Source organism: Rhodanobacter sp. A1T4 (assembly GCF_014207185.1).
Classification (GTDB): Bacteria; Pseudomonadota; Gammaproteobacteria; order Xanthomonadales; family Rhodanobacteraceae; genus Rhodanobacter.
In genome coordinates this window covers 362,332-374,544 of the sequence record NZ_JACHCP010000005.1, presented here as the reverse complement: position 1 = coordinate 374,544, position 12,213 = coordinate 362,332, and the positions used below count along the sequence as shown (strand labels likewise).

The 12,213-nt window shown below is 60.3% G+C and carries 7 protein-coding genes; all 7 read left to right on the top strand.

Features of this window, described 5'->3' with window-relative positions:
• The first annotated feature begins 25 nt into the window (after nucleotides 1-25).
• Nucleotides 26-3,067: a TonB-dependent receptor gene (locus tag HDE80_RS12490; RefSeq protein ID WP_184671284.1), complete on the top strand. Its 3,042-nt coding sequence runs from the start codon at nucleotides 26-28 to the stop codon at nucleotides 3,065-3,067.
• Nucleotides 3,068-3,187: 120 nt separating this feature from the next.
• Nucleotides 3,188-4,708 (top strand): tryptophan halogenase family protein, encoded by a 1,521-nt coding sequence (locus HDE80_RS12485; RefSeq protein ID WP_184671283.1) that lies wholly within the window; start codon nucleotides 3,188-3,190, stop codon nucleotides 4,706-4,708.
• An 88-nt stretch (nucleotides 4,709-4,796) separates the two neighbouring features.
• Complete coding sequence (locus HDE80_RS12480; protein ID WP_184671281.1) at nucleotides 4,797-6,266, top strand: glucoamylase family protein; 1,470 nt, start codon at nucleotides 4,797-4,799, stop codon at nucleotides 6,264-6,266.
• Nucleotides 6,267-6,352: 86 nt separating this feature from the next.
• Nucleotides 6,353-7,588 (top strand): sugar ABC transporter substrate-binding protein, encoded by a 1,236-nt coding sequence (locus HDE80_RS12475; protein ID WP_184671471.1) that lies wholly within the window; start codon nucleotides 6,353-6,355, stop codon nucleotides 7,586-7,588.
• 10 nt (nucleotides 7,589-7,598) lie between these two features.
• Nucleotides 7,599-8,483, top strand: a complete 885-nt coding sequence (locus HDE80_RS12470) for a sugar ABC transporter permease (RefSeq protein WP_184671279.1) — start codon at nucleotides 7,599-7,601, stop codon at nucleotides 8,481-8,483.
• On the top strand, nucleotides 8,480-9,301 hold the full coding sequence (locus HDE80_RS12465) for a carbohydrate ABC transporter permease (RefSeq protein WP_184671278.1): 822 nt from the start codon (nucleotides 8,480-8,482) through the stop codon (nucleotides 9,299-9,301). Before HDE80_RS12470 ends, HDE80_RS12465 begins: the two co-directional genes overlap by 4 nt.
• Before the next feature lie 4 nt (nucleotides 9,302-9,305).
• Nucleotides 9,306-12,194 carry a discoidin domain-containing protein gene (locus tag HDE80_RS12460; protein ID WP_255483722.1) on the top strand — a complete coding sequence of 963 codons (2,889 nt, stop codon included), beginning with the start codon at nucleotides 9,306-9,308 and terminating at the stop codon, nucleotides 12,192-12,194.
• Nucleotides 12,195-12,213: the final 19 nt, after the last annotated feature.

Sequence of the window (12,213 nt, the reverse complement as noted above, 5' to 3'; positions counted from 1 at the left end):
AAAAAATTGCCCGGGGAGGGGAATCATGAAAACGTCAACACGCTTCAAAAAGAAATTGCTCGCCAGCCTCATCACTGCATCAGTGGCAGCGGTTGCTGCAGGTACTCCAAATATTTCGGTCGCCGCCAGCGCCGACGCCAATCTGCGAGGGCACGCCGCCGCCAGCGCCGTGATAACCGCCAAGCAAATCTCCACCGGTGCCGTGCGACGCACCAAAGCCAGTACCGATGGCAGTTACGCCCTGGTTGGCTTGCCACCCGGCACTTATCAAGTGGATGCAGGGCCGGGCACCGAAAGAACGGTCACGCTAAGCGTGGCCTCAACGGCCACGCTCGACTTGACTGCCGCGCCTGCAACGGCGGGAGCGCCATCAGTGGCCAACGCGACCAACCTCAATGGTGTGACGGTTTCCGCGACCGATCTGCGTGAAGTGAAGACGTCCGAAGTGGGTACCACGGTCTCGCTGCACCAGATCAACACCACACCGCAGGCTTCGCGTAATTTCCTCGAATTTGCCGACGTCGTGCCAGGCATGGTGTTCACCCGGAGCGCGGACGGCACCACCAGCCTGCGTGCTGGCGCCCAGGCCAGCAGCGCGATCAACGTGTATATCGACGGCGTCGGTCAGAAAAATTATGTGCTGTCCGGCGGAATCACCGGCCAGAACGCCAGCCAAGGCAATCCGTTCCCGCAACTGGCCGTCGGCGAGTACAAGGTCATCACCTCCAACTACAAGGCCGAGTACGACCAGATTTCGAGCGCCGCGGTCACGGCTGAAACCAAATCCGGAACCAATGAATTCCACGGTGACGTACTCAGTAGTTTCACCGACACGGCCATGCGCGCAGAAACACCGGCCGAGCAGGCCGCCGACAAGAAAACGTCCTCACATGAAAAGGATTACGGCTTCGATCTGGGCGGTCCTATCGTGAAGGACTTGGCACACTTCTTCATCGCGTACGAAGGCAAGGAATTCAATAGCCCGACCACCGTGGTTCCTGCCGGCGACGCTTCCTACATCAGCCAGCTGCCGGCAAGCGTGCAGAGTCTGCTCGGCCCTGCCAGCCTGCCGTTCAAGGAAAACGACTGGTTCGGCAAGATCGACTTCGAGCCGACCGACCGCGACCGCTTCGAGATCAGCGGCAAGTACCGTGATGAAAGCTCGATCAGCGGGATTGGCGGCGATACCGCGGCTACCGCGGCACTCAACACCAAAAACTTCGACAAGCGCTTCGACATCCGCTGGGATCACAGCACCGACAGCTGGTTCAATCGACTGCAGGCCACCTACGAAAACGCGTTCTACACGCCGACCCCTTTGTATACGGGTGATGGCAGCGCCTATGTAGAGCAGGAGAACCAGAACCAGACCATCCTGTTCACCGGCAACTCGCCAACGGCTCAGCAGAACAAGGGCCAGAAGGGACCGGCACTGCAGGACGACCTGACCTTTAACGACTTCGAATGGCATGGTGACCATGTCATCAAGATGGGCGTGAAGTACAAAGCGGTGAAGCTGACGGCGCAAGATGCCGGTGATAGCAACGCGCTCTACAACTACGCCGTCACGCAGAACAACGGCACCGAGAGCATTCCGTATCAAGTGCAGTTCGGTTCGCCGACGCCCGGCTTGAGTCCGATCGCGAAGAGCTCAGACAAGCAGTTCGGCACCTATATCCAGGACGACTGGGCGGTCAACGACAAGCTGACCTTGAACCTTGGCATCCGCTGGGATTACGAGAAAACACCTTCCTATCTCGACTATGTCACTCCTGCAAATGTGATCGCGGCCTTCAACAGTCAGGACCCCAACGCACCCGCCGGCCAAACGTATGCCCAGACACTGGCTAAAGGCGGCGTTAATGTAAACGATTACATCAGTACCGGTAGCAATCGCAGCGCGCCGAAAAACGAGTTCCAGCCGCGCCTGGGCTTTTCCTACGATCTCAACGGTGACGAGGCGCATGTGATCTTCGGCGGCATCGGTCGGTCGTACGATCGTGACCTCTATGAATCACTGCAGGTCGAGCAGACCAAGTCGGTGTTGTCGCAGCCGACGCTGAACTTCAACACGCCTGACAAACCCTGCGTCGTTGGTCAGAACTCCTGCTACGCGTGGAATCCCGCTTACTACAACATTGCCACGCTGCAGGGCCTGGTCGCTGGAACAACCGCTGGCAAAGAAGTCGACCTGATCACCAACAACCTCAAGGCGCCATATTCCGACCAGATCAGCATCGGCATGCGCAACAAGGTTGGCGACTGGAATACGAGTGCCGCGATTGCCAGCGTGCGCAGCTATGACGGTCTGGTCTTCACGCTTGGCAACCGCTATCCAAACGGTGCCTTCTGGGAGAACGGCAGCCAGCCCTGGGGCAACGGCATCCCCGGATTCGGCAGCCTGATCATCGGCAACAACGGCCTGGAAACCAAGACCACCCAGGTGCTGCTATCCGCTGAAAAGCCTTACACCAAGGAATCCGGCTGGGGCGCCACCTTTGCCTATACCTACACCCACGCGCTGCAGAACAACGACAATATCGACCCGACTGACCAGTACGCGTTCGACTATGAAACCATCGGCAACTATCCGTATACCGGCTCGGGTGTCTCCAAGCATCGGCTGGTGGCTACCGGCACCATCGACGGTCCCTGGGGTTTCGTGTTCGGCTCCAAGCTAACGCTGTCCACGCCGATTCCCGATCTCAACCTGGCTTGCTATGGCGCGACGCCCACCAACCAGGACGGCAACGGTTTCAACGGCGGTGGGTGTCGATCGGTGTCGATTGCGCCGCCCAGCACGGGACGCTTCCTGATCGGCGGCAAATTCTTCGGTTACCGCGACATCGATCTGCAGGCCACGAAGAACTTCACGTTCGGCGGCGGTATCGGAGGATACGTCCGCCTGGATCTGATCAACGTGTTCAACTGGGACAACTACACCCAATACATTGAAACCTTCGGTACCAACGGTGTGTTGAACAGGGTGCCGGTGATCTACAACCCGATCGGTGAGATCACCGGTTATCCCCGTACTCTGAAACTTTCCGTAGGCATCAATTTCTGATTTGCCCTGGATAGACAGGATAGGCTCGGATAAATATCGGGATCGGGATACAGACGTCCCCCAAAGCCCGCCTCCAGCGGGCTTTGTTTTGTGCAACCTTGCGACTGCATACGAATTCCAATGACTGACGAACGCATCAAGAACATTCTCATTGTCGGCGGCGGTACCGCCGGCTGGATGGCCGCCGCGGCGTTTTCCAAGATACTGGGGCGCGACTACGCGATCCGGCTGGTGGAGTCCGAGGAGATCGGCACGGTCGGCGTAGGCGAAGCGACCGTACCGCATCTGAAACTGTTCAATGATCTGCTCGGTATCGACGATATCGAGTTCATCAAGCAGACCCAGGGGACGTTCAAGCTCGGCATCCAGTTCAACGATTGGGGTCGGCTAGGCGATTCGTATATCCACGGCTTTGGCACAATCGGCCACGACGTGAGCCTGCTGCCGTTTCACCAGTTCTGGATCAAGGCGGCGCAGCAGGGCTTCGCCGCAGATATCGGTACCTATTCACTGAATACGGTGGCAGCGCCACGCGGCAAGTTCATGCCATCGGCGACCGACGTACCGGCCGGTTCGCCATTGGCGGATATCGCCTACGCCTACCATTTCGATGCCGGCTTGTACGCGAGATTCCTGCGCGGCTATGCCGAGCAACGCGGTGTGCAGCGCACTGAGGGCAAGATCGCGAGTGTCGAGTTGCGCCCGCACGATGGATTTGTCGATGCGGTAACGCTGGAAAATGGCGCTCGCATCGAGGCCGACCTGTTCATCGATTGCTCGGGCTTCCGTGGTCTGTTGATCGAGCAGGCGCTGCACACCGGCTATACCGACTTCACCCACTGGCTGCCGTGCGATCGTGCACTGGCCGTGCCCTGTGAAAACGTCGGGCCGCCGACACCGTATACACGCTCCACCGCGCGCACTGCCGGCTGGCAGTGGCGCATTCCACTGCAGCATCGCACCGGCAACGGCTACGTATATTCCAGCGCGCACATCAGCGACGACGAAGCTGCCATCACTCTGCTAAAGAATCTTGACGGCCGCGCGCTGAGCGAGCCACGGCCGTTGCGCTTCACCACCGGCATGCGCAAGAAAGCGTGGAATAAAAATGTCGTCTCACTCGGGTTGGCCAGCGGCTTCATGGAGCCGTTGGAATCGACCAGCATCTACCTGATCCAGTCCGGTATCGCACGACTGATCAGCCTGCTGCCCGAACGCGATTTCAGCGCGACACTGATCGATCGCTACAACGCGCAGTCCACATTCGAGTTCGAACGCATCCGTGATTTTCTGATCCTGCATTACTGGAGCACCCAGCGCAACGACACACCCTTCTGGAACTACTGCCGCACGATGGACATTCCCGAATCGCTGCAGGAGAACGTTCGCCTGTTCAAAGACAGTGGCCGCTTCTTCCGCAATGCCGAGGAGATGTTCGCCAGCGTGAGCTGGGTACAGGTGATGATCGGCCAGGGAATCATGCCGCAGAGCTACCATCCGATGGTCGACCAGATGCCGCTGGACGATCTGCAGAAATTCATGACAAGTGTCCAGCACGTGATATCCAGCTGCGTCGATGCGATGCCGACGCATCAGGCATTCATCGATCGGCACTGCACCGCACCCAAGGTCAACTTCTAGCCGTAGAGACAACGCGCTGAAGAAACATTCAGCGCAGTGGATTGGCAAAACGCTTCCCTCCCCCGTAACAACATCGAGCATGTTGACGATGGCAAAAAAACTGATTCGCAGTCTGGTTACAAAACTTCTTGTCTCGCTACTGGTTGTCGGCACAAGCTGTGCAGCACCGCTTGCCGCGAGAGATCTTCCTAACGGTTACGCCGCTCTGCCGAAATCACAGCAGGCGCTGCTGGCGGATATCGAAAAGCGCAGCTTTGACTGGTTCTGGCAAAGCGCCAACCCCGTCAATGGCCTGATACCGGATCACTACCCAGCCGATTCGTTTGCCAGCATCGCATCGGTCGGCTTCGGGCTAACCGCTTACGGCATCGGTGTGGAACGCGGCTACATCACCCGCGAACAGGCGATCCAACGAACACTGGTCACGCTGCGCTTTTTCAAGGATGCGCCGCAGAACGACAGCGAAGACGATGCCACCGGCTTCCACGGGTTTTTCTATCACTTCCTCAACATGCAGACCGGCAAACGCGAGGCACGCTGGGTCGAGGTATCCACTGTAGATACGTCACTGCTGCTGGGCGGCATCCTGTTTGCGCAGTCGTACTACGACCGCGATGTGCCGAAGGAAAAGGAAATCCGCCAGCTGGCGGATGACATCTATCGCCGCGTCGACTGGACTTGGGCACAGCCGCGTCGTCCGCTGATCAATATGGGCTGGACACCGGGCGGGCAGTTCATTCCGCACGATTGGGAGGGCTACAACGAGGGTATGCTGATCTATGTGCTGGCGCTCGGTTCGCCCACACATGCCGTCGGTAGTGATGCGTGGTCGGCGTGGACATCTACCTACGATCGGCAATGGGGCAAGTTCCAGGGACAGCAGCTGCTGAACTTCGCACCGCTGTTCGGCCACCAGTACAGCCAGTCGTGGATCGACTTCCGCGGCATTCGCGATGCGTGGAACCACGCACACGATCTCGACTATTTCGAGAACAGCCGCCGTGCGACTTACTCGCAGCAGGCCTACGCCATCGCCAATCCGGGCCACTGGAATGACTATGGCAAAAACATCTGGGGTCTGACTGCCAGCAACGGCCCCGGTGGCTTCGTGGCGAAAGACGACGCCGGCGGCGAGCGCACATATTACGGCTACACCGCACGCGGCGCCGGCCTCGATTACATCAGCGACGACGGCACCATTGCACCGACGGCAGCCGCCGGATCGATTGCCTTCGCACCGGAAATCGTGGTGCCCGCACTGCAGGAAATGCAGCGGCGCTACGGCAAGCGCGTCTATAACAAGTTCGGCTTCGTCGACGCGTTCAACCCCACCTTCCATACGAAGACCAAAACACGCACCGGCCAACTGCTACCCGGCCAAGGCTGGTTTGATACCGAACAGCTGGGTATCGACCAGGGTCCGATCGTGCTGATGACGGAGAACTGGCGCAGCGGTTTTGTGTGGCAGGTGATGAAGAAGAATCCTTACATTCGCAAAGGGCTCGAACGCGCGGGCTTCAGCGGTGGCTGGCTGGATGCGGAGAAAGCGGCGCCGTGAATCGCCATCGTCTATCCGGTACTTTGCCAAAGCGCAGCGTGTTTCGCGTCCTGTTAGCCGTATGCGTGCTTGCAGGTAACAGCATCGTGCTCGGTAGCTGTGCAAAAGCGCCAGCGGACGATCATCAGCTAATCCTGTGGACAATCGGCCGCGAAGGCGAGGCGATCATCAAGCTCCTGCCCGATTTCGAGCGTCTGCATCCGGATATCCACGTCAAGGTGCAGCAGCTGCCGTTGACCGCGGCGCACCAGAAGCTGCTGACCGCCTTCGCCGGCAACTCGACACCGGACCTGACCCAGCTCGGCAATACCTGGCTGCCGGAAATGGTGGCGCTAAATGCGCTGGAACCGCTGCAGTCGCAGGTTGACCATTCGGGCGTGGTGAAGCGCGACGACTACTTTCCCAGCATCTGGTCGACCAACATCATCGACGGCACACTGTACGGCGTGCCTTGGTATGTAGACACACGCATCCTGTTCTATCGCACCGATCTGCTGAAGCAGGCCGGCTTCGACAAGCCACCGCAGGATTGGGTGCAGTGGCGAACCATGCTTGGCGCACTCAGCAACCCGACGCAGCACCGCTACGGCATCCTGCTGCCGACCAACGAATATGAGCCGCTGATGGCGCTGGCGTTGCAGTCGCCCGAACCGCTGCTGCGCGATGGCGGCCGCTACGGCAATTTTGAGAGTGCCGGCTTCAAGCGCGTGCTCACGTTTTATGTGGATACCTTCAAGCTGCATCAGGCACCGGCGATCACCAATGTGGAAGCCGGTAATCCGTGGTCAGAGTTCGGCCGCGGTGTGTACGCGTTCTATCTGTCCGGTCCGTGGAATATGGGCGAATTTCGCTCGCGGCTGCCGGCCGCCGAGCAGGGTGACTGGTCGACGATGCCATTGCCCGGCGAGAACGGTCCCGGCGCATCGGTGGCTGGCGGCTCCAGTCTGGTGATCTTCCGTACCTCGACACACAAGCAAGCGGCGTGGACGCTGATCGAATATCTGTCGCAGCCCACGGTGCAACAGCGCTTATACGATCTGCTGGGCGATATGCCGCCGCGGCGCTCGTCGTGGGAGGGCGCTAGTTTGCGCGACGATCCGAAGGCACAAGCGTTCCGCGAGCAGATGGAGCGGATGAAGCCCACGCCGCCGGTACCGGAGTGGGAACGTATCGCTACCGAGATGCAGCTGGTTGCCGCACAGGCCATCGCAGGTGAACTCACGATCGATCAGGCGACGGCGAAGCTCGACCAGCGCGCCGATACCATTCTCGAAAAACGCCGCTGGATGCTCGACCACCCGCAACGGAGCGACGCTCGATGAGACTTGTCCGATGAATAGGCAGCGCGTGGCTTGGCTGTTCCTTGCACCGGCGCTGATCGTGCTCGGCCTGTTCTTTTTGCTGCCGGTGATTGCTGCGCTGGCGCTAAGCCTCACCGACTACGACATCTACGCACTCGCCAATATCCACAATCTGCGTTTCGTGGCGCTGAGCAATTACTGGCTTCTGCTGCAGCGGCCGCTGTTCTGGTCGGCACTGGGGCATACGGTGTATTTCGTGGCCATCGGCGTACCGCTGTCGATGGGTACCTCGCTGGGCGCGGCGATGTTGCTGAACTCGCCGCTGGCGAAGATGAAACCGTTCTTCCGCACGGCGCTGTTCGCGCCGGTGGTGACCACGGTGGTGGCGATGGCGGTAATCTGGCGCTACCTGTTCAATACCAAGTACGGCATGGCCAATTATGTGCTCGGCCATTTCGGCGTCCATCCGGTCGACTGGCTGGGCGACCCGCACTGGGCGATGCCGACGATCATCCTGTTCGCGGTGTGGAAGAACTTCGGCTACAACATGATCATCTTCCTGGCCGGCCTGCAGGCGATTCCAATCGACCTGTACGAGGCCGCGCGCATCGACGGCGCCTCGGCGTGGCAGCAGTTTCGTCACATCACGCTGCCCATGCTCGGGCCGACTTTATTGATGGTGAGCATTCTCACCGTGTCCGGCTATTTCCAGTTGTTTGCCGAGCCCTACGTGATGACCGAGGGCGGGCCATTGCAGAGTACGACGAGCGTGCTGTATCTGATGTACGAAGAAGGCTTCAAGTGGTGGAACCTCGGTTCGGCATCCGCTGTGGCGTTCCTGCTGTTCGTGATGATGTTTGCGGTGACGGCATTGATGTTGCGGCTGTCCAAACGCGGCGAAGGAGCTGACGCATGAGCCCGCGCATGGCCAAGGCGCTGATCAACGGCCTGCTGATCGGCGGCGCGGTGATCGCGCTGTTCCCACTGCTGTGGATGCTGTCGGTGTCCTTCATGCAGCCTGGTGAAGCCAGCTCGCTGCCGCCGCCGCTGCTACCCGCGCACGCCACGTTGGGCAACTACCGCGAACTGTTCGTGCATGCCGGCATGGGCACCTATCTGCTCAACAGTCTGCTGGTGTCCACCGGCATCACGGTGCTATCGCTGACCTTCAACTTGATGGCCGGTTACGCCTTTGCCAAGCTGCATTTTGCTGGGCGTGAACGGCTGTTTCAGGGATTGATTGGTGCGCTGGTGATTCCCGCACAGGTGGCTATGCTGCCGCTGTTCCTGTTGCTGAAATACATCGGCCTGGTCAACAGCTATGCCGGCGTGATCGTGCCGGGCATGGCCACCGTGTTCGGCATCTTCCTGGTGCGCCAGTATGCGCGCGGCATTCCCGACGAGCTGATGGAGGCTGCACGCATCGATGGCGCCGGCGAGTGGCGCATCTTTTTGCAGATCGTGATGCCGCTGCTGAAGCCGATCATGGTGACGCTGGCGATCTTCAGTTTTCTCGCCGCGTGGAACGACTTCATGTGGCCGCTGATCGTGCTGACCGGGCAGGAACATTACACGCTGCCGATCGGCCTGGCCTCGCTGGCACGCGAGCATTCGCAGGACAGCGAGCTGATGATGGCCGGCTCGGTCGTCACTGTGCTGCCGGTACTGGTGTTGTTCCTGGCCATGCAGCGCTATTACCTCGAAGGCCTGCTGCTGGGCAGCGTGAAGGGTTGAGATCATGGTTCATCGTCATGCCAACGCGCTACGTCGCGCTCTTCGCGCAACCGTCGGCATTCTGCCTGCAGCGGCGCTGCTCTGCTTCGCCATCGCCGCGCATGCCGCTGATGCGCCACAAGCCAGGTTGCTCGATACTTTCAGCGACCCAGACCTCTGGACGGCAACCGGCACGGACGACATCAGCACATCGATGCGAACGATCGATGGCAAGACCGGCAAAGGGCTGTGCCTGGATTTCAATTTCAATGGCGTGTCCGGCGCAGCCACGCTGCACCGCACGCTGCCGATAGTTTTCCCCGCCGACTATGCGCTGTCATTCGACGTGCGCGGCACGATGGCGCCGAACGATCTGCAGATGAAGCTGATCGATGCCAGCGGTGACGATGTCTGGTGGTATCGACGCGAAGCGTTCCAACCAGACAACACCTGGCAGACGATCATCGCGGGCAAGCACGATATCGTCTCGGCCTGGGGACCGGCCAAGGATCGGACCCTGCGGCAGACCAACGCGTTGGAATTCACCGTCTACGCCGGCCACGGTGGCAAGGGTGAGCTGTGCGTAAGCGACCTGCGAATCACACCGCTGCCGGAGACGTCCGCACCGAAGCAGCCAGTACCGACAGACATCTCGGCCAGCACACCGTTGATGCAGCAGGCACAACGCGCGCCGCGCGGCCTGTATCCGCGCGGCATCAGCGGCGAACAGAGCTACTGGACCCTGGTCGGCGTTGATGGTGGCGCAGCGCATTCGGCACTGATGTCCGAAGACGGTGCGGTGGAGGTAGGCAAGGGCGGCTGGTCAATCGAGCCGATGCTGTTCGATGGTCGCAGCACTATCGACTGGGCCACTGTGAAAATCTCGCAGCGGCTTTTAGACGGCTATTTGCCCATACCGGCAGTGCGCTGGCAAGCGAACAGTCTCAGCCTGGAAACCACCTCCTTCGCCAGCGGCTCGCCCAATGAACCCAGGTTGTTTCTTCGATACCAACTACGTAATGATGGCGAAAAGCCACGAACGTTGACGATGGCGTTGCTGGTGCGGCCATTCCAGGTGAACCCGCCGACGCAGTTCCTCAACATGACAGCGGGCATCAGTCCGATCCATGATCTGGATTGGAGCGGCCATGCGCTGCGCGTGAATCACTCTCTGCAGATCGTGCCGTTGCAGCAGCCGGGCAGCTTCGTCGCCAGTCCGCATGGCGCCATCACGCTGCCCGAACAACTGGCCAGCGGCGCACACCCGCAGATCGAATCGCCTCACGATGGCTCACTTCACGACGACTCGCTTCACGACAGCTCAGGTTTTGCGCAAGGTGCCCTGCTGTACAAGGTGACCGTGCCACCACACGGCAGCATCACCCTGGGCCTGGTGGTGCCCAACCTTGACGGTGCTGACGGGCAGCAGACGCTCGTGCTGCCAAAGGACACAGAACACTGGCTGCAGCAACAGCACGATCTCGCTGCCGCTGTCTGGCGCGAAAAGCTGGATCGCGTAACGCTGCAGCTACCGCCGTCGCAGCAGGCGATTGCCGATACGGCGCGCAGTGCGCTGGCGCAGATTCTGATGTCGCGTGATGGTGTGGCGTTGCAGCCGGGCACGCGTTCGTATGCGCGCACGTGGGTACGCGATGGCGCCATGATGAGCGAGGCGCTGCTGTGTAGCGGTCATGCCGACGCGGCGGGTGAGTTCGTGCGCTGGTACACGCCGCATCAGTTCCATACCGGCAAGGTGCCCTGCTGTGTCGATGCGCGTGGCGCCGATCCAGTGCCGGAGAACGACAGCCAGGGCGAGCTGATCTTCGCCATCGCGCAGTGGTGGCGTTACAGCCACGATCGCGCCGGACTGGAAAAACTGTGGCCGCATGTCGAACGTACCGTTGCCTACATGGATGCGTTGCGGAACAGCGAACGCAGCAGCGCGAATCAGACCGGTATACGCCGTTCGCTCTACGGGTTGATGCCGGCCTCGATCAGCCACGAAGGCTATTCGGCCAAGCCGGAACACTCGTACTGGGATGATTTCTGGTCGCTGATCGGTTACGACGGTGCCGTGCAGCTGGCCACCGCGCTGGGCAAGACCGACGAAGCCGCGAAATACGCAGCGTCACGCGACCAGTTCCAGGCCGATTTCAAGGCGTCGATTCTGCTCGCGATGCAGCAGCATCGGATCGACTATCTGCCCGGCTCCGCCGAGCTGGGCGATTTCGACGCGACCTCGAGCACCATCGCCCTGTCACCGGGTGACGCGGTGGACTGGTTGCCGCCAAACCTGTTGCCGCAGACTTTCGAACGCTACTGGCTGGACTTCCTGGCCCGTCGTGACGGCAGCACATCTTGGACCGACTACACGCCGTACGAGGTACGCACGATCGCCAGCTTCGTGCGGCTGGGCTGGCGCGATCGGGTACCGCAACTGCTGGCGTTTTTCTTCGAGGGTCGCCGGCCAGCCACCTGGAACCAGTGGGCCGAAGTGGTAGGCCACGATCCACGCCAGCCGCATTTCGTCGGCGACATGCCGCACGCATGGATTGCCTCGGATTTCATGCGCTCGGCGTACGACATGTTGGCGTATGAGCGGAACGCCGACCATGCGCTGGTACTCGCCGCAGGCATCCCGCCAGCATGGCTGACGGGCAAAGGCGTTGGGATCGAGCGTTTGCGCACGCCCTACGGCGAACTCAGTTACACGCTGCACGAGAATGGCACAAAGTTGGAGCTACAGATCAAAAGCGGATTAGGCATCCCGCCGGGCGGCTTCGCGTTGCCATGGCCTTATCCCGGCAAGCCGCCCGCGACTGCTTTGCTCAATGGCAAGCCAATGACCTGGTACAAAAACGAAATCATCATTCGCACCTTGCCTGCCACGCTAATCATCGAACAACCACGCTGAGCGTTGCGCACCGAGTGCG

What these genes read in the sequence shown, in the direction of transcription:
- HDE80_RS12490 (WP_184671284.1), top strand. Translation starts at nt 26, where the DNA reads ATGAAAACGTCAACACGCTTCAAAAAGAAATTGCTCGCCAGCCTCATC.
- HDE80_RS12485 (WP_184671283.1), top strand. Translation starts at nt 3,188, where the DNA reads ATGACTGACGAACGCATCAAGAACATTCTCATTGTCGGCGGCGGTACC.
- HDE80_RS12480 (WP_184671281.1), top strand. Translation starts at nt 4,797, where the DNA reads ATGGCAAAAAAACTGATTCGCAGTCTGGTTACAAAACTTCTTGTCTCG.
- HDE80_RS12470 (WP_184671279.1), top strand. Translation starts at nt 7,599, where the DNA reads ATGAATAGGCAGCGCGTGGCTTGGCTGTTCCTTGCACCGGCGCTGATC.
- HDE80_RS12465 (WP_184671278.1), top strand. Translation starts at nt 8,480, where the DNA reads ATGAGCCCGCGCATGGCCAAGGCGCTGATCAACGGCCTGCTGATCGGC.
- HDE80_RS12460 (WP_255483722.1), top strand. Translation starts at nt 9,306, where the DNA reads ATGGTTCATCGTCATGCCAACGCGCTACGTCGCGCTCTTCGCGCAACC.